We start from the raw sequence: 23,296 nt of genomic DNA, 5'->3' as shown, positions 1-23,296 counted from the left end.
TACTTTTGCACCGCTACTTCCGCCCAGCGACCTCTGCACCGCTACTTCCGAACGGCCGGCTCTACATCGCTACTTCCACGCCGCCTCTACACCACATTCAAAACCCCTCGCGCCCCTGGGCCGCCGCCACAACCGCCTGCCCTAGCGACAACCCGCCGTCGTTGGCCGGCACCTGCCGGTGCGTCAGCACCCGAAAACCCGCAGCGCCGAGCCGCCCGGCTACCTGTTCGAACAGGATACGATTCTGGAAAACACCACCAGACAACACCACACTGCGTGCATCGACCGGGCCTGTCAGCAGGTCGGCCAGGCATTCGACCATTCGGACGATCGCAATGGCCAGCCCCTTGTGAAACCGCGCCGCGACGACCGGCACGGATGTGCCGCGCAACAGGTCGTCGAGCAAGGTCTCCCACATCGGCCGCGGCTCGATGCAACGCAGACCGTCCGGCATGGTGCTGATGATTTCAAACGGGTACGCATGGGCGTCGCTGTCGTTCCGCAGCGCGTTCAGATCGACCAGCGCCTCAAGTTCGATAGCCGCCTGCCCTTCGTAAAGCACGCGTTCCCGGCACACGCCGAGTGTCGCCGCCACAGCGTCGAACAGACGGCCCACTGAGCTTGCCAGTGGACTATTGACGCGTTGCGCGATCATCGTATCGAGCGCGTCGCGCGGACGGCTGCTGAGGAACTGCTGTACGTCGAGCCCAGCGTATTGCCGCGTGAAGCCGCGCCAATCGAATGCCGCCATCAGATGCGCGTAAGCATTGCGCCACGGTTCGTCGATCGCGCGTGTGCCGCCGGGCATCGCAACGGGTTTGAACATGCCGAGACGCGTGAAACTGCGGTAATCCGCCAGCATGAATTCTCCGCCCCACAGCGTGCCGTCGTTGCCATAACCGAGACCGTCGAGTGCGACGCCGAGCATCGGCAGCGCATCGAGCGCCACGCCGTTTTCCGCCATGCACGCGGCGAGATGCGCGTGATGATGCTGCACTTCGACCACCGGGACCTGCCACGTTTGTGCGAGTTCATAGCCGATCTTGCGCGACAGGTACTCGGGATGAAAGTCGAGCGCCACCGCCTGCGGCTCATGTTCGAACAGGCGCAGATACTGCGCCACCGAGCGACGATAGTCCGCATAGGTCAACGCGTCTTCCAGATCGCCGAGATGGTGCGAGACGATCGCCTGTGCATTGCCCGCAAGACAGAAGGTGTTCTTGAGTTCGCCGCCCATTGCCAGCACCGCCGGCGTTTCGGCGAAACCCGCCGGCAACCGCAACGGTGCCGGCGCATAGCCGCGCGCGCGCCGCAACACACGCGGTTCGCCCTGCACCACGCGGGCCACCGAATCGTCGACCCGGCGTGCGATATCGCGATCGTGCATCAGGAAGACATCGGCAATGCGGCCGAGACGTGCTCGGGCATCGGCGTTATCGATGCACGGCGGCTCGTCGCTCGTGTTGCCGCTCGTCATCACGAGTGCCGTGTCGATCGACTCCATCAGCAAACGATGCAACGGCGTGGACGGCAGCATGAAACCGAGCGTACCCACACCCGGCGCGACGCCAGGTGCAACGCACTCCGCGCCGTCGGCACGCAGGATGACGATGGGTCCGGCCGCGCTATGCAGCAACGCGAGTTCCGTCTCGTCGGGTTTGCAATAGCGGCGTACGGCCTGCAGATCGCGCGCCATCAACGCGAACGGTTTGCGCTCGCGCCGTTTCAATTGACGCAGACGGGCGACCGCGGCCTCATCGCAAGCGTCGCAGGCAAGCTGAAAGCCGCCCAGCCCTTTGATCGCGACGATCGAACCATGCCGCAACAGCAGGCTTGCCGCACGACAGGGATCGTCGCCGTCAGCCCGTGCGCCGTGCCGGCTTTCCAGCCAGGCACGCGGGCCGCATACAGGACACGCGACCGGTTGCGCGTGAAAGCGCCGGTCGGCGGGATTCTCATACTCGGCGCGGCACGCTTCGCACAGGTCGAACGCGGCCATGGTTGTGTTGGCGCGATCGTAGGGTATGGCCTGAACGATCGAAAGACGTGGCCCGCAATGCGTGCAGTTCGTAAACGGATAACGGTAACGGCGATTCGCCGAATCGGCGATCTCGGCGGCACAGTCCGCGCAGATCACTGCGTCAGGCGTGACACCGGTCTGCACATGGCCGGTCTCGCTTGCCACGATGCGGAAATCGCTGCCCTGGGCCGCTTCACTCAGTTGATGCCGCTCGATCGCGTCAATGCGTGCGAGCGGCGGACACTCCGCGCTCAGGCTTTCGATGAAGCGCTGCAGCGTCCACGCATCGCCCCACGCATGAATCAGCACGCCGTCGCTATCGTTGCGCACGTCGCCGACCACGCCGCACGCATGCGCAAGCCGCCATACGGTCGGGCGAAAACCGACGCCTTGCACCAGTCCGCGCACACGGATTTCCTCGCCGAGCGGTCCGTGGACCGCCGGGAGTGGAGGTGAAGACTGTCCGGCAGGTTGTGTTTGCGTGCTCATGGCCACCTCCCTGACTGTTGTCGCCTACATGTTGCGGATACGGATATAGCGCTTGATGTCCTTCATATTCGCGATCACGCCGAGCACCAACGCCGGCAACAAGAGGTACTTCAGAAAGCCTTTCATGACGCCTCCCACTTCAGTTATTTCACACCGTATCCGTGACGGCCCACCGCTTAGTCGCTCCATCCATCAGCGCGCGCGGACGCCCACTCAACCGCCCGGCTGCCCGTTCGCTCAAGCGACCCGTGCGGACAACCGCTCCATCCTTGCCATCACAAGCGTCACAGCGAGTTCGACCGCCTGCTCGACCACCGCCGCCACCGTGCCGCTCAACCCCATCCTGCCTTCCTCGCCATCCTCGAACCCGAAGTCTTGCGGCTCGCAACCGAGCACGACAATGTCCTCGCAGCCACCGCCCAGCATCCGTACCGTTTGCAGCACTTTGGCCGGATCCATTTCGTGCGGCGACATCAGGATCGGCACCGCATACGGATCGCCGGGTTCATCGCCGACGGCCTCTTCAACGGACGGCTCGATCACATAGAGCGTGCCCGGCGCACCGCCGCGCTGCGCCGTGTCGATCAGAATTGCGCTGTCCACGCCGTCGAGCAGCGCATAGCAGAGATCGATGCCGCGAATGCCGAAGTCCGCCACGCTCACGCCGTCAGCGAACGCCGGCAACTCCCCGGCACTAAGTTTCTCCCGCAGACGGCGCACCACTTCGACGCCGAAACCATCGTCGCCGAGAAACACATTGCCGATGCCCGCCACCAGAATCGCGCTCATGCGTGCCCTCCTTTACGACTGGCGTGACTGGACGGGCCGAATGGCCTGGACGGGCTGGCCCCATTGACCAGCGGCTCGATCTCGTCCGGGCCGAAGAAGAAGCGATGTCCGGGCATGCGCTGCAGGCCGAAGTCTTTGCCAGGGTCGTCGTCGACCGTCACGGCAACGTGCACGTGATCGTCGAAATCGCGCTCGATCGATTCGATCGTGGCAACCATGCCGCTCAGCGCGATATCGAAGATGTCCGCGCGACCGCGTGGGCGCAAGCGCACCTGATCGCCGATCCGGATCTCGACGCCCGCCACCCGCACGCAGGCCAGATGCGGCCGCGCGTCGAGTTCCGCCCATGGCGACACCGGCATGGCGGGCGTTTCCAGCGGTGAAAATCCGCCGACACTTGCCCCGTCGAGTGCGCGCACCTGCCGCAACGTGCCATGCAGCTTCTCCATCTGCTCGGCACCGAGACTTTCGGTACGTGCAAGCAAGGCACGCGCGCGCTCGTCCGTGGCGATCATTTCGCGCTTTTCGTCGTCGGTCATGGTGAGAATACGCAGCGTGAGGATTTCGTCGATCTCCGTGGAGTCGAATAGATCGCCGGCACTTTCAGGCGCAATCTGCGGGAAGTCGTAGAGAATGATCGGCGAGGCGAGCATCGTGTCGGGCTGTTGTTCGTCACCCACGAGAACTGGCCACACGCCGATATTGCGGCTCGCGGCGGCGGCCGCGGCCAGCTCCGTGGGCGGATCGATAGAAGAAATCCAAGTGCCGCCCGCGATGGTCAGCACCGTATGACAGGACACCAGCGCGTACAGCGAAGCCGCATCGCGCTTCAAGCCGTGGGCATTGTCGAGCGGTGTCTCGTTGACGATGCGCACCGTCAAACGATAAACCCCGGCGGCCACACTCGCGGCGCTCAATTCGACGTGGCCTTGCAGCGAAGCGCGGATACGGCGCAGAGCGCCACGCAGCGTGCCTTGCCTGTCCGCGAGCGGTTCGAGATCGCTGGCGGCGTCGAACGAAAACGCGATCTGCAGCGGTGCGTCAAGCAGTTCGCCCATCACCAGAACCGGTACGGCGATGTGCCGCTCTGCCGCTTCCTGCCATGCGGTGTAGCGCCGCTCGTCGATATCGAGCACAGGCACGGTGCGCCAGGCCGGCTCACCCGACTCCGGCCGCGCGGCGGAACCCTCGTCCACGTCGAGCACCATTCGCTCGATCACCTGCAGAAAACCGGGCCGCACGGCCACGCGGGTGTGCTTGTCGCCGCGCAGCAGACACTCGGTTTGCGTCACCCACGGATCGCTACCCGACGCCTCGGCATAGTCGCGTGGATACACGCCGCCGAAGGTCCAGCGCTGCCGGTTCTTTACCGAGGTCGGCCGGTACGGATACAACATGTAGCCTTCGTACAGCACCGCCTGAACCACGCTCTCGACCGCATTCACGATATGTCCTCCTCGACGCCGTCAAGCAGGCTCGCCACCGCCTGCTCCCAGCTCGTGAGACCCCGCCTGCTTTTGTAACGCGAGAGGCGATCGAACACATCCCGGTGCAAACACAGCCAGGCGCCGTTCGGGTAGTAGCGGGTCATCATGTCGCGCCATAGCGCAACGGGTAGCCGGTACGCCGCTTCCTTGTGCCAGGGAATCGGCGCGGCCTGCAACGCGCCGTCGTCTTCGCGATAGAACACCGTGCCGCTGAATTGCAGCATCAGCGGAATCTCGCCTTCTTCAAGGCCGTGAAAATATTTGGTTGCGGCCACATTGAAGTCGTAGCTGCATGGCACCGGCAAATCGAGCGTGCATTCGCCGGCAAACGGTGGCGCGACTATCGACGTATGCGCCCATAGCAGCGTACGCAGCGTCTCGCCCCAACGCGGCGGCGAACCGAACAGGTCTTCGAGTCCGTACTGCTCGGCGGGCGCGTAGCGGCGCTGCGTCGCTTCGATCTGGATCTGGCATTGCAACGTGATGCTGGCGATCTCTTCCTGCGCCGGCGTATTGGCGATACGCAGCCTGAACGTTAGCAGCGGTGCTGCGGCGAACGGCACGACTTCCGCCGACTCGACAGTGAACCCGAGATCAGGCATGGAGCAAGCCCTCCGGTACCCGGCCATGGGTCTTCAGCGCGGCGAAGAATCGATGAATCGAATCCCACGCCTCCCTGCCGCCGGACAGTCCGCGCCAACGCGCGCGGATCACGCCGGTTAGCGCGTAACACTGGTCGATCGGCACACGGTAATAATCGCGCGCGCCTTCGCTGCGGTTGACCAGCAGCGCTTCGACGTCGGGTTGCAGTTGCGCGAGCAACGGATTTTCCGCGACCAGCTCATCCCACGCCTGCAATTCCAGTAGCGATTGCGTGCCGCCGGCCGGTCCGGGATACAGCGCCACGACGCGTTGCGCCGCGCTGTCATGAAAGAAGAAAGCGATATCGATGGGAATCGCCAGCGCGTCCCATTGCGCATCGCTCATGCGAAAGCCGCCGAGATAGTGCGCGTCGCGCGGCACCGGACGATAGCGCGCATTCTGCTGACTGCCGAACAGCAGCGCGCACGCGCGGCAACAGCAAAAGAGCTGCCGTTTGGCGGTTTCGAACAGATGCGGATGATCGGATAGAAGCGGCAGGCCGCACAACTCGCACTGGATGTCGTCGGCTTTTCGCACGAATTGGCGCAGCCGCGCGACCCAGCCGCGTGTCGGTGCGGCGGGCGTCATTGAGCGCCGGCCTCGGTCCGGCTTGCTACCTCATTTGCCACATCCTTTGTTACGTCATTCACCGACTCGGCGTGATGCGGCACAAAGCGCAGTTCATGCACATTGACGTCCGGCAGACCTGCGATCTCGACGCGCATCGCTTCCGGCGCCGCTTCGAAAATCGAGCGTTCGATTTCCTGCTGCAATTCGCCTACTGAGTTGTGCTTGCCCTGCAGCCGGCCGGCCACGCGCACACGCACGGCCTCTTCCGCCGCGTCGAGCAACTCGATCTGGATGCCCTGTACGCCAAGCAACGGCCGCATCTTTTCGACCGCACGCGACACGCGCGTCGGTAGGTCCTGCGGATGCAGGCCGTGCAACAGCAGCAACGCCGACACGCCGGCGTCGCGCTCGAACGCTTCGATCATGGCGACGTCCATCACGCCCGCCTCCGACACGATCTCCATCAGCCGTGCGAGCCCGTTCGTATGCAGATCGAGAACGACCTGCAGCAGTTCTTTGGCAGGCTCACGCGCGCGCGGATCCTCAAGCGCTTCCAGCGCCGCAATCAATTCGTCGATGCGGCGTTGCTGGGCGACGACCGCGCTCTCGTTGCTCACGTGTGCGCTCCCTGCATCACACCAAAGGTCGGCGAGTGCGACGTATCGATCGTCTTGCCATTGCCGACGTACATATGAACGCCGCACGGCAGGCACGGGTCGAAGCTGCGCACCGCGCGCATGATGTCGATGCCCTTAAACTTGTCCGGTCCGTTCTCTTCGAAGATCGGCGTATTCTGCACCGCGTCTTCATACGGTCCGGGCGTACCGTAGATATCTCGTGGATTGGCATTCCACGGCGTGGGCGGATACGGGTGATAGTTGGCGATCTTGCCGTCGCGGATCACGAGGTGGTGCGAGAGCACGCCGCGCACCGCTTCGTGGAAACCGCAACCGATGCTCTCTTCCGGCACCGTGAAGTCGCTGAACGTGCGAGTGCGTCCCGCGTGCAACTCGGCCAGCGCCTGCTCGGCAAAGTACAAGGCCGCAGCCGCTGAATACGCCTGAAAATAGGTGCGGGCACGATCGCGTTCGATCGCGTTGCTCCACTTCGGAATCTTCCATTCGAATTCGACTTCGGGCTTGAGCGCGGTCTTCGGCAAGTAGATCTTCACGCTGTGACCAGTCGCCTTGATATACCCGATATCGACCAGCCCCGCCAACGCGGTGGCCCACAAGCGCGCGATCGGTCCACCGCCGGTATCGAGCGCAAGGTGATCGCCGGTGCGCTTGTCGAGCCAGCGCGGCGACATCACCCACGTGTAGTTGCCGTCGAATTTCCGCTTCTGCGGATGCGGCAGCGTGGTCTGATTCCACGGATGCTTACGGTCCACCGGATTGCCGAGCGGATCGTTCTTGACAAAGGTCTCTTCGTGATCCCAGTCGTCGTAATAGGAACTGCCCAGCAGGATGCGGATATTCAGGTTGATATCGACGAGATCGGTCGTCACCAGTTCGCCGTCCACCACCACGCCGGGCGTGACGAACATGCCGCGGCCCCATTGCGTCATCGTGTTGTAGTTGTAGTCGCACACGTTCGGGTCCTGGAAAGACCCCCAGCACCCGAGCAGAACGCGACGGCGGCCGACCTCTTCGTAACCCGGTAGCGCTTCATAGAAGAAGTCGAACAGATCGTCATGCAACGGCACGACTTTCTTCATGAACTCGACGTACTTCATCAAGCGCGTGATGTAATCCGTGAACAACTGAATGGTCGGTACTGTGCCCACACCACCCGGATAAAGCGTCGACGGATGCACGTGACGTCCTTCCATCAGGCAGAACATCTCGCGCGTATAGCGGCTAACCATCAACGTCTCGCGATAGAACTCGCCGGTGAACGGATTGAGCGCAGTCATGATGTCCGCGATGGTTTTATAGCCGTGCTTGTCCGCGTGCGGCGCGGGTGTTTTCTGCGCCTTGTCCCACACGCCGGGATTGGTCTCCTTGACCATCCTCTCGCAGAAATCCACGCCCACCAGGTTGTCCTGGAAGATGTTGTGGTCGAACATGTATTCGGCCGCTTCACCCAGATTGACGATCCATTCGGCGATCGCCGGTGGCTTCACACCGTATGCCATGTTCTGCGCGTACACGGAACAAGTCGCGTGATTATCGCCGCAGATCCCACAGATGCGGCTCGTGATGAAATGCGCGTCGCGCGGGTCTTTGCCCTTCATGAAAATGCTGTAGCCACGAAAGATCGACGACGTGCTGTAGCACTCCGCCACACGGCGGTTCGCAAAATCGATCTTGGTGTAAATCCCCAGACTGCCGACGATCCGCGTAATCGGATCCCAGTTCATGTCGACCAGCTTGCCCGGCGCTGCCTGGGTACTGGTGGTCGCTTCAGGTGCGGTACTAACGGCCATGACCTTCTCCCTGCTGACAAGTCGAATTCCGCCAACTACGCCGCCAGATCAGCGACGGTAGCCGGTAGTGAGTTTCGAACCGTTGTGACGCCATTTCGGCTCGTCGTTGAGCGTGTTGTTGGTCAGCTTGCGCAGACTGCGAATCAGCGGCCCATAACTCTTGATGAGATTCGACGACAGCACCGCTCCCGGCGGCTCATCCATGAACGGCATGAACTTGTCGGGAAAGCCTGGCATCGTGCAACCAATGCAGATGCCTCCCACATTCGGACAGCCGCCAATGCCGGCCATCCAGCCGCGTTTGGGGACGTTGCACTGCACGACCGGCCCCCAGCAGCCCAGCTTGACGATGCAATTCGGGCTGCCGTATTCGGTGGCGAAGATCGCCTGTTCGTAGGAGCCCGCGCGATCGCAACCGTCGTGAACGGTGCGCGTAAACAACCACTTCGGCCGCAGTGCCTCGTCGAGCGGAATCATCGGCGCGAGACCCGCCAGTTGATAGAGCAGGTAGAGCAGCGTCTCCATGAAGTTGTCCGGCTGCACCGGACAGCCCGGCACGTTGACGATCGGCAGGCCCGCTTTCGATTTCCAGTCCCAGCCCAGATAGTCGGCGAGACCCATGCAGCCGGTCGGATTGCCTTCCATCGCGTGAATGCCGCCGTAGGTCGCGCAGGTGCCCGCGCCGACCACCGCCAGCGCGCGCGGCGCAAGCCGGTCGAGCCATTGCGGAATCGTGATCGGTTCCTGCGTATCGGGGTCGGTGCCCAATGCGGCCCAATATCCTTCGCGATTGATACGTTCGTTTGGAATCGACCCTTCCATTACCAGCACGAAGTTCTCAAGCTCGCCACGCGCGGCCTGGTGAAACGGCTTGAGAAACTCGTCGCCGTTTTCATACGCCAGTACGGGATTATGCAAATGCACCTTCGGTAGGCCGGGAATCGCACCGAGAATCACGTCCTCGATGCTCGGCTGAGTCGCCGCGGTAATTGATACCGAATCGCCGTCGCAGCCGAGGCCGGCGGTAATCCAGATGATGTGCACTTCCTTGAGAGCCGGCGCGTGCTGAGTCTTGCGCCCATAGGGGACGTTGTCTGCTTCTGCCATGATGAGTGTCTCCACTGCGAACCACGTTCTTTTCAGGTCAGGCAAAGATACGTGGCGAGTGCCGCACGGCAGTCACGTGTCCAGCAATCGATCGATAACGGTTCCGCCCGATGCGGTTAAAAGGATCGGATTTGCTGCATGTATTGTTGGGGATAGGTGCCCACCGTGATGAGCCCGAAAAACTTTTTTGAGTATAGTTCAGCGATACGAAATAACCCAATTTCCGTAACTAACTCACTAAACATCGCGCAGCGTATTGGGTCGATAAGGATTCGAGCGGCGCGCTTGTTGAAATTCTCTGACGATAGCCCTTACGGGTTCAGGTCATTGCCGCGTAAGCGCCATCAATCGCAATCGTTGATATGCCGCAACGCTCATGAGCGGATCTCGAGTTCTTCGAATCGCATCCATTTGTAAACCGCGACCGACAATAACCAGCTCGCCAGAAATACGCCGATGATCGCGTAGCCGATCATGCCGAAGTTCTCATTCAGACTGCCCACCGCCTGCCAGAATCCGCCATTCAGATGCAGCCTGTCCGCGAGTAATCCGAGGCCCTCTATGCCGCCGACAAGAAGCGCGACGAGCACCGAGATTGTCGTGATGGTGACGTTGTAGTAGAGCTTGCGGACCGGCTTCACGAAGGCCCATCCATAGGCGCCCAGCATCAGGATGCTGTCGGTCGTGTCGATCAGCGTCATGCCGGCCATGAACAGCACCGGAAACACCAGGATCGACCAGATCGACATGCCTTGCGCGGCGCCGGCGGCGGATATGCCGAGCAGCCCGACTTCCGTTGCGGTATCGAAACCCAGCCCGAACAGAAAGCCGAGTGGGTACATGTGCCAGCTCTGGCTGATCAGGCGGAACAACGGCCGGAAAATACGCGCGAGAAAGCCGCGATCGGCGAGCAGCATGTCGAGATATTCATCGACGTAAGGCTCGCCTCGGCGGACGCGCCGAAAAGCGCGCAGCACCGAGCGCAGCACGATCAGATTCAGAAGCGCGATGGCGAACAGGAAGAACGTCGACACCAGTGTGCCGATCATGGCGCCGGTTTCCTTGAAACCACTCATCCGGCTTTGCAACGCCATGGCGGTCGCCGCAATGCCGATGGTCGCGAGAACGACAATGGTGGCGTGTCCAAGCGAGAACATCAGCCCGACCGTCACCGGACGCTGGCCGGACTGCATCAGCTTGCGCGTCACGTTGTCGATGGCCGCGATATGATCCGCGTCCACCGCATGCCTCAGACCAAACGAGTAAGCCAGCAGGCAGGAGCCCATCAGCAGCGGATAACCGCGGAACGCCACAAAGGCCGCCACCCACGCCGCGATATTGAAAGTAAGTAGTAACGCGTAGAGCCATCCGATCTGCCGGCGCTGATGGCCGTTTTCCTCGCCGAGGAGCGCCTTAACAAACTCCGCCATGGGTTCTCTCCCGGGAGGCCTGGGCCGGCTGCGTTGCACAGCCAGGCGCTTGAAGCCTGCATTCGATGATAGTACTTTTCCCGCGCATCCGATCCCCGGCGAGATTGGACACGCCGCGCCATCATTCTTGCGATGACGCGGCGCGGCACGGTTTCAGCGCTACTTCACGTTGAATGCATAGTCGCCATGCGTGCGATGCCCGTCGGAGGCCACCGCCACCCAGTGCACTGTGTAGTGGCCCGCCGCTAGCGGCGGCAGCGGCACCGCCATCACCGCCGCCTGATGCGTGTCGACCGCGGATTTTTCCGTGTTGACCTGCTTGCCGCTCGCGTCGGTCACCGTCAACGAACTGAATGACGGCTCGAGCGGCCCGTCGAATATCACGCGCACCTGAGCGGGCGACGCCACCGTCGCGCCCGCGCCCGGCTCTTGCTTCTGCGGAAATACATGGGCGAAAGCGGCGCTCGCGAACGCGAACCCGGCAATCAGCAACGGCACCTTCACCGCGGCGCGCAGCCAGTCATATCGATCGTTTTTCATCGCGTGCTCCTGCGTTATGGTGTTGATGCGTTACTGGAAAAGAGGTTTGCCGATCGTGGTCGGCGCGACATCGTCGAAGAAGATATGCGCCTGAACCAGAATGCCCACATGCGAGCCGCTTGCGTGGTTGATCGGGATTTGCGCTTCAACGCCGAACTGGCCATAACGGTTGATCCAGATGAAGCCCGGATTGACCGTGCCGGTTGTCTGGCCCTGGCTTCTCGAGAGCGGAATTTCCACCAGCGGAATCACGTTCGCCAATGGTTGCGGCAAGCCGATGTCATGCACGTGCTGCTGCAGATACGGCAGGCTGTATTGCACCGTGAAGCCGTAGTTGAACGCGTTCGGCTGCCCCGCACCGGTGGTCAGTGCCGGGCCGGCTTCACCCGTGATCGCGATCGGCCGCAGATAAGCGAGCGATGCCGGAAGATCGCCCATACCCTTGCCGGCGAAAATCGTCGGCGAGATCGTCGAAAAGTTGCTCGCGATCGCGCGGCTTCCCGTGCCGCCAAGTTCGGCGTTCACACCGACCGAGGTCATGAATTCGTGTTCATCGTTGACGTACAGCAGGTACTTCAAACCGACGCCGAAGTTGTCGAAACCGCGCGCCTTTGGATTGTTTTGCATCGCGTACGTGCCGTCTACCGACACCGCCAGCCGCGGCGTGATCAGCTTGTCGTACTCGAAGTCGAAGGTATTGATGCTTTGATCGCCGGCGTCGCCCGGTACGCGCTGGTGGCCGTATTCGAGGTTGGCTTCGTCGCCGACACCGGGATCGTCGACGGCCATCGTCGCCGGAAAGATGCGATTACCCGCAATCGCGTGAGCACTGGCGAGTGAAGGAGCGAAGAGAAATACGCCGGCGGTAGCCGCAACGAGCGACGCCGCGCGCAGCGGTATCGCGCTGCGCGTTGTCTGGGTTTGCATGGTTCATCCTGTTCATAGGTTGTGACAATGCCGGCACACGCCTCGACAGACGGACGTGCGGCGGCATCGCGATGCGGTCATGGCATCGCAACGGTATGACTCGAATCAGGATGGGAACGGAGGAGCGCGAGGCTGCGCGAAGGTGAGCGGTTCGACGCGGCGAAGCCGCTCGAAGCGGGTCGCGACGGTGTGCTGGACAGCACGGACGGTGACAAAGAACAGCGCCTCGACACTGGGCACCGCCGGCATGTGGGCGAGCAGACTGCAATAGCCGCAGGCGTCGCCGTCGGACATGGCAGCGTGTTGAGCGTGTTTGCTGCCGGGGTCGTCCGATGCCTGATCCTGCATGGAGGGCATCGAGGACATGGCGTCCATTCCCGGCATGGAAGCCATCGAAGGCATCGAGCAATGCTCGCCTTCCATTCCGGCTTCACCGCCGTTGCGTGCGGCGAGCGAATGCGAGATCGTTGGCGCGAGCGTGGCCATCAGGATCGCAAACAATCCCAGCCAACTGCCGATCTTCCGATGGAAACGACTCAAGATGCGCCCGGCGACACGATTAGAAGCTGTCGTGGATTATGCCATGGCCTATCGCGTGTCCTGGCCGGCAAGGCGCCGGTTATGCCGAACATTTCGCCTATATGCTGCAGACAGTGGACAATGCCTCATTCCGGCTATCGGCATGGAGTGCCCATGAAAGCGCATCGCCCGCGTCTCCCGCACTTACCCGGCGATCATTCGCATGTGGAGTGGCGCGATCACACCCTGCCTTACGTCATCGTGGCAGCGCTTTTCGTGCTGATGGTCACGCTGATCGTCTGGCTGGTCGATCCGGCGCCGCCGAAAACCATCACGATGAGCGCGGGCCCGCACGACAGTTCGTTCCTCGTCACCGCGGATCAGTACAAGAAGATCCTCGCCCGCAACGGCATCACGCTGAAGGTGCTGGAATCCGACGGCTCGGTGCAGAACCTGCATCGTCTGCTCGACCCGAAACAGCATGTCGATCTCGCGCTCGTGCAAGGGGGCGTGGCCGACGGGCTCGACACGTCATCGCTGATGTCGCTCGGCAGCGTTTTCTATATTCCGGTGGTGGTGTTCTATCGCGGCACGGGTATCAGCGAGCTTTCAGAACTGGAAGGCAAACGGATTGCAATCGGCCGCGAAGGCAGCGGCACGCGCCTCCTCTCGCTCAAACTGCTGGAAGCAAATGGCATCAGACCGGGCGGTGACACCGTGCTGGTGCCGAGCGACGGCATGCAGGCCGCCACGCAACTCGTGGCGGGCGATGTTGACGCGGCGATCCTGAACGGCGACTCGGCCACGCGCGGCTTGATGCTGCGGCTCCTGAAAGTGCCCGGCATCTCCGCGATGAATTTCGACGAAGCCACCGCCTATACGCGCCTCTTTCCCTATCTCGAGGAGCTCGACCTACCGCCCGGCGTGCTGGATCTCAAGCGCAGAATTCCGCCCGACACCATTCATCTGATCAGTCCAACGGCCGAACTCGTGGCCCGGAGCAATTTGCATCCGGCCATTTCCGACTTATTGATCGAGGCCGCGCAGGAGGTGCATGGCATGCCAGGGCTGTTGCAGCACGCGGGGGAGTTCCCGAGCCCGGTTGCCCATGAATATCAGATCAGCGAAGACGCCCAGCGCTACTACAAGACCGGCAAGAGTTTTCTGTACCGCGCGCTGCCGTTCTGGCTCGCGAGCATTGGCGACCGCACGCTCGTTCTGCTGCTGCCGATGGCAGTGCTGCTGTTTCCGGCGATGCGGCTGATCCCGGCGCTGTACCGCTGGCGCGTGCGCTCGCGCATCTATCGCTATTACGGTGCGCTGATTGCGATCGAGCGCGGCGCGCTCGCCGACTCGACCGAGGAGGAGCGCAAGCAGCTTTTCGCGGAGCTCGATCAAATCGAGGTGTCGCTTAACCGCTTGCGTATGCCGTTGGCATACGCCGACGCGTTCTACGTGCTGCGCGAGCACGTCGGCTTCGTGCGGGTCCGGCTGGCGGCACAAGGCAGCGCCCCTTAACGGGGCGGCCGGCCTTATTTACGCTTCGGCAGTGGCCGACGGTGCTGCCGGCGGCGTTGTCGATTCAGCGGCGGGGGTGTCCGGCGATGCAGCCTGCGGCTGGCTCTCCGCCTCGGCTTGCGGGGTGGCCGCTGCTTGCGCCGCATCATCAACCGAAACGACCGAAACGACCGATGCAGCAGAAGCATTGGCGGACGCGTCAGCCGACGAAGCCGCAGCTTTCGCCGCGCCCCGACCCGCACGATGCGCCTGCAGACGCTGCGCGCCGGCCGCTTCCTGGGCCGTCACCTTGCCTGCTTCGCCACCCGTCAGATCGACGCGCGCGGCGCCTTCAACCAGGCATTTCCAGTAGCGGCTGCCACGGCACCAGGTCTTGATCGCGTCGCGCAACTCGGCTTCGCTCAGCGACAGCTCCTTCGCGTGAACCACGAGATCCTCGAAGATGCCGACCTTCAGCGGCAGCTTGGGCGCCGGATTCTTCGGGAAAACATTCGGGAAGCGCTTTTGCAGTCTCCCGATCGATTTCACCACCGGGTCCACCGGCTTCGCGTCGGCCGCGGGCCTGGCGTCAGCCGCCGGCTTGGCGTCGGTCGCTGGCTTGTGACCAGGCGCGGCACGACGCGGCGGCGACGGCTTGCGCGCAGGCTTCGCACCGGGCTTGGCGACCGGCTTGGCCGCAGGCGCAGCTTCGGCGCGTGCCGCAGCCAGTTGCTTCTTCAATTCAGCGAGTTGTTCGAAACCCATAGCGCACAATCAATCGAGAAAGACAAGATTGTAGCAGCGTGTTGAAACATGCTCGTGAGAGGCCGCGCGGCGCCGTGGGCCAGCCGTGGCGAACGGTCAGCTTCTAACCGCCACAGGCGCCGCAACCTCAACCGCCGTCAGGCCAAAAACCGACACGCACAAGCCGGGCCGGCCGGTGTTGTTGCGCAGGGAAAGCCGCAGTTGATGCCGTGCGGCGATCCGCGCCACAATCGCCAATCCAAGTCCGCTGCCCTCGCCCTTCGCCTCTTGCCCTCGATAAAACCGGTCGAAAACCCGTTCGATCTCAGCCTCCGGTATCCCGGACCCGCTGTCCACGACATCAAATCCCACCCGCTCGCCCGACCGTTTCAGAATCACGTCGACACGCCCACCCCGCGGCGTATGCCGGATCGCATTGTTGATCAGGTTGCCCAACAGAACACTCATCCCATGCGGCTCAGCCAGCGCCGTATAGACATCGTAGTTCGCTCGAGCGTCTTCACACACAAGCCCGAGATCGATCTCCTTCGTCTCCGCGAGCAGCGAAAAATCGCCGACGACCTGCTCGCCGATCCGGCGCAAACTCACCGGCACCATCGACGTCACCGGATGCGCGTCCTCACGCGCCAACGTCAACAATTGCTGCACCAGGTGAATGATCCGGTTGACCCGCCCCTCGACGCGCTCCAGCGTTTGCCCCTCGCCCTTTAGCGAGCCGTCACGGGAAGCCGCCTGCAATTGCAGCTTCAGCGCCGCAAGCGGCGAGCGCAACTCATGCGCGGCATCGGCGATAAACGTGCGCTGCGCCTGCGAAGCAACGTTCAGACGTTGCAGCAGATCGTTGAGCGCTTGTACCAGCGGCTTGATTTCGACCGGCACGCTGCCGTCCAGATGCAACGGTTCCAGCGAATCGAGCGAACGGGTCGTCAGCGCGCGCGTCAGCCCGCCGATCGGCGCCAGCCCCCTTGCCACCACCAGCAGCACCAGCACGATCGTCACCGGCACCAGCAGGCCGAGCGGCCAGAGCGTATGCAGCGCCAGAGTCAGCGCAAGGTCCTCGCGCACGGAGATCGGTTGCGCAACCTGGATATAACGGTCACGCTGTTCCAACCCGAACGCGCGCCAGTGACTCTCGCCGCGCTCGACCGTGCTGAAACCCGCAGGCAAACGCGAGAACACCGGCGCCTGCATCGAGTGATAGATGAGCTTGCCGGACCGGTCCCAGATTTCGATCACGACCCGGTCGTCGGCCAGATCGCCCAGGTCGGGATTGCTATGCTCGCCGTCGCCCGCACCGGCCAGATTCGACGGCAACGACAGCGCCACGGTATGCAGTTCGTAGTCGAACAGTTCGCCCGCTTCTTCGCGCGCGGTGTGAAAGATGCCGAAGCCGGCCACGCCCGAGGCCGCGGCCAGCCCGAAAATCAGCCAGCCCAGCAGCCAGCGGCGAATCGACGTCATCAGCACCTCTTCAGACGGTAGCCCACGCCGCGCACGGTCACGACCTGCTCCGCGCCGATCTTGCGCCGCAAGCTGTGTACATGCACTTCGATGGTGTTGCTGCCCACCTCCTCGCCCCAGCCGTATAGCTTCTCTTCCAGCTCAGGCTTGGTGAACACGCGCGTGGGCTCTTCGATCAACGCCTGCAGCAGGGCGAACTCGCGCGGCACGAGCGGCAGCAGTTCGCCGCCTTTGGTGACTTCGTGCGCCGCGGGATCGAGCGTGAGCTCGCCGTGCGCATAGACGGGCTGCTTCTGCCCGGTGCGCCGCCGCAAGAGCGCGCGCACCCGCGCGGCCAGTTCGTCGAGGTCGAATGGTTTGATCAGATAATCGTCGGCGCCCGCATCGAGGCCGCGAATCCGCTCGTCGACCGCGTCGCGTGCGGTCAGGATGATCACCGGCGCGGCGCCTCCGCTCTTGCGGTAGGTATTGAGCACGTCGATGCCGTCCTTCTTCGGCAGGCCGAGATCGAGCAGCACGAGGTCGTACACGCCGTTGCCCAGCGACAGCTCCGCCGCACGGCCGTCTTCGGCCCAGTCGATCGCGTAGCCCGAGCGGCGCATCGCGCCCAACACCGTCTCCGCAATCATGTCGTCGTCTTCGACCAGTAGCAGACGCATGGCCTCTCCTCTCTCCAGTTTGCCCGCATTGTCCGGCCCGTTAGCTTAACGCTTCCTTATGCGCTCCTTATCGGACGCTTAGGTGACGCTGAAGGGAGGCTTAGGGGACGCTTAATGTCCGTTAAGCGTTCCTTAAGCTCCATATCAGCAGAATCGGCACCTGTTCTGCGACATCCGCTCGCGGCTGCCCCATCTATTGTTCAGGAGCCGGATTTTGCCCGTTTTCAACGCCGCCGCAGCCGCACGGTTGCGCGTGCTCGTGCCGATCTGCGCGATGCTGCTCGGCGGGTGCTCGTGGTATCACCGCGAGCCACTCGCACCGCAGGATACGTCGACCTCGGCCCGCTCGCTCGAGCGCATCCAGATCGATCCGTCCACCATGCCGCTGCCTGAACTGGCGGCGCATCGCTTCGATCCGTCCGACGGGCTCGACATCGACGAAGTCGCGATGCTTGCAGTGGCGAACAATCCCGACCTGAAGCTGGCACGCGACGATCTCGGCATCGCCCGGGCGCAGGCCTATTCAGCCGGACTGTTGCCCGACCCGCAACTGAGCGTATCGAGCGATTATCCGGGCGCAGCCGGCGCGACACGCGCGTTCAATTACGGCCTGAGCATCGACGTGATGGCGATCGTACTGCGCAGCGCCAACAAGCAATCCGCCGACGCGACGGTCGCCAAAACCGATCTCGGCCTGCTGTGGCAGGAATGGCAGATCGTCGCCCAGGCGCGGCAGTTGTTCATCAAGACGCGCTTCCAGCAGGACACGCTGCCGCTGCTGCAACAGCAGCGCGACCTCGCGCGCACGCGCTACGAACGCATGGCCGAAGCGCGCCGCGACGGCAATCTGACCGACGACACGCTGACCGCGGCGCTCACCGCCTACAGCGACGCACGCAAGCAATACACGGACGCCGAACGCGCCGCGGAACAGACGCATCACGATCTGAACGCGCTGCTCGGCCTCTCGCCGGAGGTGCAGTTGCAGCTCACCGGCAACGAAGACGCGACCGAATTGCCCGATGCGACGCTCGACGCGGCGCTCGCCAAACTCGCACAGCGCCGTCCGGATCTGATTGCGCTGCAGGCGGGCTACGAAGCGCAGGAGCAGAAATACCGTGCGGCGATTCTCAGCCAGTTTCCGAGTCTTTCCGTGGGTTTCGTGCGGGCGCGAGACACCTCGAACATCTACACCAGCGGCTTCCAGATCAATCTGAGTTTGCCGATCTTCAACCGCAATCAAGGCAACGTCGCGATCGAGAAAGCGACGCGTCAGCGCCTGCGCGACGAATATCAATCGCGCCTGAACCAGGCTTATGCCGATGTGGCCCATCTGCGCGCGGACGGCGTGATTCTCACACGACAGTTGCAGCAGACCGAGGCCGCGCTGCCCGATGTCGACCTTGCCGCGCAGCATGCAGCCACGGCCTACGCGCAGCACGAACTCGTGCTCGGTGCCTACACCGATGCAGAAAGCGCCGCGCTCACCAAACGTGTCGACGTCGCCACGCTGCGCGAATCGCTCGCCGAACAACGCGTCGGCTTGCAGGCATTGCTGGGCAGCGCGATCCCCGACGCCTTTTCCTCCGCTCAGACCTTCACCGACACTCATGCGAAATAGTCCACTTGCGGCGCGGCGACCGCGCATTGCCACTTATGCGACTTCTCTCGCCTGCGCTGCACTGATGAGCATCGGCGCGCATGCGGCCGGTGCGGCCAGTGCGTCCGCCGGCGACGATGCGGCCGACCAATCCGTCGTATCTGTGCAAACCGTGCGGGTGCAGCGCGCCGTCATCGCGCAACCGGTCCGCGCGTATGGCATCGTCGCGGCGTCCGCGTCGAACCTGACCACGGTTAATCTGCCGTACGTCGCGCGTATCGCGCAAATGCGCGTGCAAGCCGGACAGAGCGTGACGCGCGGCACGCCGCTTTTCGTCGTGCAGGCCGATCCAGCCGCAGTGCTCGCCGCCACCCAGGCGAAAAGCGCGGTAACGCTGGCGCAAGGCGAACTGGCGCGCACGCAATCGCTGTACGACAAAGGGCTCGCCACGCAATCGCAACTCGCCACGGCCCGCAAGGCTGCCGAGGACGCGCAGCAGGCGCTCGCGGCGCAAAACCAGACCGGTGTCGCGGGCGGCAACAAGATCATCGCGGCGCCGATCGATGGCGTGGTTTTGCAGGTATCGGCGGCACAGGGCGATCAGGTGCAGCCCGGCGCCGCGATCCTGCAACTGGCCGGCGGTAACGGCAAGGATGCGCGCGCGAACGTCATGCTCGGCGTCGAACCTTCGGACATCCCTGCTATCCATGCCGGCGACACGGTCACGTTGCACGGCCTGTCCACCACGCTCGCGAAGACCGCGGCAGACGGCCACGTGGTGCTGGTCGGGGCGTCGGTCGATCAGCAAAGCCAGCTCGTTAACGTCGGTGCGAACGTTCCGCTCGGACAGAGCGCATTCATTCCGGGCACGCGTGTCAGCGCCGACATCGCGACCCGCAGCGGCACGCATTGGGTGGTGCCGCGTGCCGCCGTGCTGAAAGACGACAAAGGCGCGTACGTCTTCCAGATCACGCCGCAAAACAAGGCGCGCCGCGTGGCCGTGGTCACGCAGGTCGAGAACGGCGACCGCTACGGCGTGGACGGCCCGATCGACGGCGCAGAAGGCCTCGTCGTCAGCGGCAACTATGAGTTGAAGGACGGCATGGCGGTGCGGGCTGCTGGAGGCGCGCCGCGATGAATTTCGGTCAATGGATGCAGAAGCACCGGCGTTCCCTGCTGTTCGTGATCGCGCTGCTGGCGATCGCAGGCGCGCTGACCGCGTTTCGTCTGCCGATCTCGCTGTTCCCGAACGTCGCGTTTCCACGCGCCGTCGTCGCGCTCGACGCGGGCGACCGCCCCGCCGAACAGATGGCCACGCTTGTCACGATGCCAGTCGAAGAGGCGCTGCGGCGCGTGCCGAACGTCCGCGACGTCGAATCGACCACAAGCCGCGGCTCGGCCGAAATCTCGATCAATTTCGACTGGGGCACCGACATGGCGCAAGCCACGTTGCAGGCGCAGTCGGCGATCAGCGAGATCCTCGCGACGCTGCCGCAAGGTACCTCGATGCAGGTGCGGCGCATGGACCCGACCGTGTTCCCAGTGCTCGCGTATAGCCTGACGTCGGACCAGCAGTCATTGTCGGCGCTGCACGATCTTGCGCAGTTCCAGATGCGGCCGTTGCTGTCGTCCGTGGAAGGCGTTGCTCGCGTCGAAGTGACCGGTGGCGCGCAGGACGAATTCGAAGTCGCGATCGATCCGGCGCGCCTCGCCGCCTACAAGGTCTCGCTCTCGGACGTGTCGAAAGCGATCGGCGCGAGCAACGTGCTGATGGCCACCGGCCGCATCGAGGATCACTACAAGTTGTACCTCGTGATTGCCAACACCACGATCACGCAACTCGAAGAACTGCGCAACGTGGTGGTGTCGACCAACGGTGCAACGCAAATCCGCCTCGGCGACATCGCGACAGTCCGTCAGGGTGTCGTGCCGCAATGGATGCGCGTCACGGCCGATGGCCACGACGCCGTGTTGCTCAACGTCTTCCAGCAGCCAGGCGCGAACAGCGTGGCGATGGCCAAGGCGATCCGTGCGAGGCTCGCTGACTTCCAGCATCAGATGCCGGCGGGCGTGCATCTCTCGAACTGGTACGACCAGAGCGAACTGGTGATCGCCTCGGCGACCAGCGTGCGCGACGCGATCATGATCGGCGTGGTGCTGGCCGCGTTCACGCTGTTTGCCTTCCTGCGCAACTGGAAGATCACCGCGATTGCGGTCGCGCTGGTGCCGGTCGTGATGGCCGCGACGATTCTGCTGCTCGACGTGTTCGGCATGGGCTTCAACATCATGACGCTTGGCGGGATGGCGGCCGCGGTCGGCCTCGTGATCGACGACGCCATCGTGATGATCGAGCACATCGTGCGACGCATGCGCGAAGGCGGCGCGCACAAGTTCCATGGCCGCGTGATGGCGGCGGCGCTCGAATTCACGCGGCCGCTTGCCGGGTCGTCGGCGGCGACGCTGATCATTTTCGTGCCGCTCGCGTTTCTGTCGGGCGTGACGGGCGCGTTCTTCAAGGCGCTTTCGGTGACGATGGCAAGCGCCCTGTTCATTTCGTTTCTCGTCACATGGCTCGCGGTGCCGATTCTGTGCGACCACTGGCTGAAGCCGAAGGACGCCGAGGAACACAAGGAAACCCGCTTCGCTTCATGGATGAACCGGCGCTACGGCTATCTGATTGAGCACGTCACGGCACGTCCGATTCTCGTGCTGCTCGGCCTGCTGCCGCTGATCGTGGTGGCCGCGTTCGCTTTCACGCGAGTAGGCAGCGGCTTCATGCCGAGCATGGACGAAGGCGGTTTCGTGCTCGACTATCACACCGAGCCGGGCACGTCCGTCACGGAAACCGACCGCTTGATGAAGCAGATCGAGGGCATCATCCGCGCGAATCCGAACGTTGCAACTTACTCTCGCCGCACCGGCGCCGGTCTCGGCGGCGACCTGAACGAGCCCAACAAGGGCGACTTCTTCGTGCGCTTGAAATCGACTGGCCGCGAGCCGATCGAAACGGTGATGGAAGAAATCCGCTCGAAGGTCGAAACGCAGGTGCCCGGCGTGAATATCGAGCTCGCGCAACTGATGGAGGACCTGATCGGCGACCTGACCGCGGTGCCCCAGCCGGTGCAGATAAAAATCTATTCCGACGATCAGAACACGCTCGACACCACCGCACGCAAGGTAGCCGCGCAGATCGGCAAGATTCAAGGCGTGGTGGACGTGAACGACGGCATCAATCCGGCGGGCGACGCGCTCGAATTGCACATCCGGCCGGAGGCCGCGGCGGCCGAGGGCATGGACCCGCAGTCGATTGCACAGGCCGTGTCCGACATGGTGGAAGGCAACGTTGCGACGCAATTCCAGACCGGACCGAAGACGGTGGGCGTGCGGGTGCGCGTGGCGGGCGCACTGAAGCTAACCGATACGCAACTGGGGCTGTTGCAGATTCGCGCACCGGACGGCCATCTGTTCGCGCTGAACCGTGTTGCCGATCAGGTGACGGTGACTGGCCAGCCGGAGATCAGCCGCGACAACCTCAAGCGGATGGTGGCGGTGACGGCGCGTATCGATGGCCGCGATCTGGGCTCGACGATCGCTGACGTACAGAAGACGCTGAGCGACAAGAGCTTGTTGCCGACCGGTGTGTATTACGAACTGGGCGGTTTGTACCAGCAGCAGCAGATTGCTTTCAAGGGTTTGTTGACCGTGTTTGGTGCTGCGATTGCGTTGGTGTTTGGGTTGCTGCTGTTTCTGTACGAACGCTTCCGGGTTGCGTTGGCGGTGATGGCGATGCCTTTGCTGGCTGCCGGTGCGGTGTTTATTGGGCTGTGGATGACCGGTATCGAGTTGAACATCTCCGCAATGATGGGGATGACGATGATTATCGGTATCGTGACTGAGGTGGCGATCTTTTATGTATCGGAGTTGCAGGGGTTGATACGGGATGAAGGTATTGGGTTTGAGGAGGCGCTGATCGCGGCTGGGCGGAATCGGTTGCGGCCGATTGCCATGACCACTATTGCGGCTATTTTGGCGCTGTTGCCGCTTGCTTTTGCCCTCGGGCAGGGGGCTGCTATGCAGCAGCCTTTGGCGGTTGCTATTATTTCTGGGTTGATTGTGCAGTTGCCGTTGGTGTTGTTGTTGTTGCCTGTTTTGTTGAAGTTGTTGATGAGGAAGGGGCCCATTTAATGGGCGGGTTTTTGCCTTCGCGGCGCTTGTTGTCCGTGTTCCTGGGGTGTTGGCCTTTCCTTGATTTGTTAGTGGTCTTTTAGCGGTGCCCCTGTGCGGGGCGGCACCTACTTCTCTTTGCCGGCTGTGTATAGACCGGGGACATGGTTGACAGACGTGCGGGGACATCATTGACACTTTA

Annotated in this window: 20 protein-coding genes; 4 read left to right on the top strand and 16 right to left on the bottom strand. The window is 63.0% G+C overall.

The window, feature by feature from the left end:
• Nucleotides 1-97 precede the first annotated feature (97 nt).
• The 13 genes from hypF to P3T25_RS28425 form a co-directional block, all read right to left on the bottom strand.
• Complete coding sequence (hypF, locus tag P3T25_RS28485) at nt 98-2,509, bottom strand: carbamoyltransferase HypF (RefSeq protein ID WP_429360120.1); 2,412 nt, start codon at nt 2,507-2,509, stop codon at nt 98-100.
• Nucleotides 2,510-2,533: 24 nt separating this feature from the next.
• On the bottom strand, nt 2,534-2,635 hold the full coding sequence (locus P3T25_RS28480; RefSeq protein ID WP_372342547.1) for a DUF6893 family small protein: 102 nt from the start codon (nt 2,633-2,635) through the stop codon (nt 2,534-2,536).
• 111 nt (nt 2,636-2,746) lie between these two features.
• Nucleotides 2,747-3,298, bottom strand: a complete 552-nt coding sequence (locus P3T25_RS28475) for a hydrogenase maturation protease (RefSeq protein WP_429360117.1) — start codon at nt 3,296-3,298, stop codon at nt 2,747-2,749.
• Nucleotides 3,295-4,743 (bottom strand): hypothetical protein, encoded by a 1,449-nt coding sequence (locus P3T25_RS28470; RefSeq protein WP_429360115.1) that lies wholly within the window; start codon nt 4,741-4,743, stop codon nt 3,295-3,297. The genes P3T25_RS28475 and P3T25_RS28470 overlap by 4 nt, the downstream gene beginning before the upstream one ends.
• Nucleotides 4,740-5,387, bottom strand: a complete 648-nt coding sequence (locus P3T25_RS28465) for a DUF6084 family protein (RefSeq protein ID WP_429360113.1) — start codon at nt 5,385-5,387, stop codon at nt 4,740-4,742. The genes P3T25_RS28470 and P3T25_RS28465 overlap by 4 nt, the downstream gene beginning before the upstream one ends.
• Nucleotides 5,380-6,015, bottom strand: a complete 636-nt coding sequence (locus P3T25_RS28460; protein WP_154565637.1) for a DUF5947 family protein — start codon at nt 6,013-6,015, stop codon at nt 5,380-5,382. Before P3T25_RS28460 ends, P3T25_RS28465 begins: the two co-directional genes overlap by 8 nt.
• Nucleotides 6,012-6,614: a NifU family protein gene (locus P3T25_RS28455; protein ID WP_154565638.1), complete on the bottom strand. Its 603-nt coding sequence runs from the start codon at nt 6,612-6,614 to the stop codon at nt 6,012-6,014. The genes P3T25_RS28460 and P3T25_RS28455 overlap by 4 nt, the downstream gene beginning before the upstream one ends.
• Nucleotides 6,611-8,425, bottom strand: coding sequence for a nickel-dependent hydrogenase large subunit (locus P3T25_RS28450; RefSeq protein WP_154565639.1), 1,815 nt, complete (start codon nt 8,423-8,425; stop codon nt 6,611-6,613). Before P3T25_RS28450 ends, P3T25_RS28455 begins: the two co-directional genes overlap by 4 nt.
• A gap of 48 nt (nt 8,426-8,473) precedes the next feature.
• Nucleotides 8,474-9,532 (bottom strand): hydrogenase expression protein HypE, encoded by a 1,059-nt coding sequence (locus P3T25_RS28445; protein WP_171929114.1) that lies wholly within the window; start codon nt 9,530-9,532, stop codon nt 8,474-8,476.
• Between the two features lie 374 nt (nt 9,533-9,906).
• Entirely contained in the window at nt 9,907-10,962 is a 1,056-nt protein-coding gene (locus tag P3T25_RS28440; RefSeq protein WP_266240346.1) for a HoxN/HupN/NixA family nickel/cobalt transporter, read from the bottom strand.
• Nucleotides 10,963-11,121: 159 nt separating this feature from the next.
• The gene (locus tag P3T25_RS28435) at nt 11,122-11,502 is read right to left on the bottom strand and encodes a copper resistance CopC family protein (RefSeq protein WP_154565642.1); all 381 of its coding nucleotides are present in this window, start codon (nt 11,500-11,502) and stop codon (nt 11,122-11,124) included.
• 30 nt (nt 11,503-11,532) lie between these two features.
• Nucleotides 11,533-12,429 carry a hypothetical protein gene (locus P3T25_RS28430; RefSeq protein WP_266240348.1) on the bottom strand — a complete coding sequence of 299 codons (897 nt, stop codon included), beginning with the start codon at nt 12,427-12,429 and terminating at the stop codon, nt 11,533-11,535.
• Nucleotides 12,430-12,534: 105 nt separating this feature from the next.
• On the bottom strand, nt 12,535-12,915 hold the full coding sequence (locus tag P3T25_RS28425; RefSeq protein WP_429360109.1) for a DUF2946 domain-containing protein: 381 nt from the start codon (nt 12,913-12,915) through the stop codon (nt 12,535-12,537).
• A 207-nt stretch (nt 12,916-13,122) separates the two neighbouring features.
• Here P3T25_RS28425 and P3T25_RS28420 point away from each other — a divergent pair, with 207 nt between their 5' ends.
• Nucleotides 13,123-14,466: a TAXI family TRAP transporter solute-binding subunit gene (locus tag P3T25_RS28420; RefSeq protein WP_154565645.1), complete on the top strand. Its 1,344-nt coding sequence runs from the start codon at nt 13,123-13,125 to the stop codon at nt 14,464-14,466.
• Nucleotides 14,467-14,484: 18 nt separating this feature from the next.
• Here the strand turns inward: P3T25_RS28420 and P3T25_RS28415 are convergent, their stop codons facing one another.
• The 3 genes from P3T25_RS28415 to P3T25_RS28405 all read right to left on the bottom strand — a co-directional run bounded on the left by P3T25_RS28415 (nt 14,485) and on the right by P3T25_RS28405 (nt 17,330).
• Nucleotides 14,485-15,210: a ProQ/FinO family protein gene (locus P3T25_RS28415; RefSeq protein ID WP_408518491.1), complete on the bottom strand. Its 726-nt coding sequence runs from the start codon at nt 15,208-15,210 to the stop codon at nt 14,485-14,487.
• A gap of 96 nt (nt 15,211-15,306) precedes the next feature.
• Nucleotides 15,307-16,671 carry a sensor histidine kinase gene (locus tag P3T25_RS28410; RefSeq protein ID WP_266240350.1) on the bottom strand — a complete coding sequence of 455 codons (1,365 nt, stop codon included), beginning with the start codon at nt 16,669-16,671 and terminating at the stop codon, nt 15,307-15,309.
• Nucleotides 16,671-17,330, bottom strand: a complete 660-nt coding sequence (locus P3T25_RS28405) for a response regulator (protein ID WP_154565648.1) — start codon at nt 17,328-17,330, stop codon at nt 16,671-16,673. Before P3T25_RS28405 ends, P3T25_RS28410 begins: the two co-directional genes overlap by 1 nt.
• A 214-nt stretch (nt 17,331-17,544) precedes the next feature.
• Here P3T25_RS28405 and P3T25_RS28400 point away from each other — a divergent pair, with 214 nt between their 5' ends.
• Genes P3T25_RS28400 through P3T25_RS28390 form a run of 3 tightly spaced genes read left to right on the top strand, consistent with a single transcriptional unit; the run spans nt 17,545 to nt 23,115 of the window.
• Nucleotides 17,545-18,951 carry a TolC family protein gene (locus tag P3T25_RS28400; protein ID WP_429360105.1) on the top strand — a complete coding sequence of 469 codons (1,407 nt, stop codon included), beginning with the start codon at nt 17,545-17,547 and terminating at the stop codon, nt 18,949-18,951.
• Nucleotides 18,941-20,068, top strand: coding sequence for an efflux RND transporter periplasmic adaptor subunit (locus P3T25_RS28395; protein ID WP_171929121.1), 1,128 nt, complete (start codon nt 18,941-18,943; stop codon nt 20,066-20,068). The genes P3T25_RS28400 and P3T25_RS28395 overlap by 11 nt, the downstream gene beginning before the upstream one ends.
• A complete protein-coding gene (locus P3T25_RS28390; protein WP_266240352.1) occupies nt 20,065-23,115 on the top strand; it encodes an efflux RND transporter permease subunit in 3,051 nt (1,016 codons plus the stop codon). The genes P3T25_RS28395 and P3T25_RS28390 overlap by 4 nt, the downstream gene beginning before the upstream one ends.
• The last annotated feature ends 181 nt before the right edge of the window (nt 23,116-23,296 follow it).

It is taken from the genome of Paraburkholderia sp. GAS32, from assembly GCF_050434225.1.
GTDB classification, from domain to species: domain Bacteria; phylum Pseudomonadota; class Gammaproteobacteria; order Burkholderiales; family Burkholderiaceae; genus Paraburkholderia; species Paraburkholderia madseniana.
This window is presented reverse-complemented; position numbering and strand designations above follow the sequence as displayed.

Coding starts and splice junctions, on each gene's coding strand:
- hypF (WP_429360120.1), bottom strand. CDS start 2,509: ATGAGCACGCAAACACAACCTGCCGGACAGTCTTCACCTCCACTCCCG.
- P3T25_RS28480 (WP_372342547.1), bottom strand. CDS start 2,635: ATGAAAGGCTTTCTGAAGTACCTCTTGTTGCCGGCGTTGGTGCTCGGC.
- P3T25_RS28475 (WP_429360117.1), bottom strand. CDS start 3,298: ATGAGCGCGATTCTGGTGGCGGGCATCGGCAATGTGTTTCTCGGCGAC.
- P3T25_RS28465 (WP_429360113.1), bottom strand. CDS start 5,387: ATGCCTGATCTCGGGTTCACTGTCGAGTCGGCGGAAGTCGTGCCGTTC.
- P3T25_RS28460 (WP_154565637.1), bottom strand. CDS start 6,015: ATGACGCCCGCCGCACCGACACGCGGCTGGGTCGCGCGGCTGCGCCAA.
- P3T25_RS28450 (WP_154565639.1), bottom strand. CDS start 8,425: ATGGCCGTTAGTACCGCACCTGAAGCGACCACCAGTACCCAGGCAGCG.
- P3T25_RS28445 (WP_171929114.1), bottom strand. CDS start 9,532: ATGGCAGAAGCAGACAACGTCCCCTATGGGCGCAAGACTCAGCACGCG.
- P3T25_RS28440 (WP_266240346.1), bottom strand. CDS start 10,962: ATGGCGGAGTTTGTTAAGGCGCTCCTCGGCGAGGAAAACGGCCATCAG.
- P3T25_RS28435 (WP_154565642.1), bottom strand. CDS start 11,502: ATGAAAAACGATCGATATGACTGGCTGCGCGCCGCGGTGAAGGTGCCG.
- P3T25_RS28430 (WP_266240348.1), bottom strand. CDS start 12,429: ATGCAAACCCAGACAACGCGCAGCGCGATACCGCTGCGCGCGGCGTCG.
- P3T25_RS28425 (WP_429360109.1), bottom strand. CDS start 12,915: ATGGCCACGCTCGCGCCAACGATCTCGCATTCGCTCGCCGCACGCAAC.
- P3T25_RS28420 (WP_154565645.1), top strand. CDS start 13,123: ATGAAAGCGCATCGCCCGCGTCTCCCGCACTTACCCGGCGATCATTCG.
- P3T25_RS28415 (WP_408518491.1), bottom strand. CDS start 15,210: ATGGGTTTCGAACAACTCGCTGAATTGAAGAAGCAACTGGCTGCGGCA.
- P3T25_RS28410 (WP_266240350.1), bottom strand. CDS start 16,671: ATGACGTCGATTCGCCGCTGGCTGCTGGGCTGGCTGATTTTCGGGCTG.
- P3T25_RS28405 (WP_154565648.1), bottom strand. CDS start 17,330: ATGCGTCTGCTACTGGTCGAAGACGACGACATGATTGCGGAGACGGTG.
- P3T25_RS28395 (WP_171929121.1), top strand. CDS start 18,941: ATGCGAAATAGTCCACTTGCGGCGCGGCGACCGCGCATTGCCACTTAT.
- P3T25_RS28390 (WP_266240352.1), top strand. CDS start 20,065: ATGAATTTCGGTCAATGGATGCAGAAGCACCGGCGTTCCCTGCTGTTC.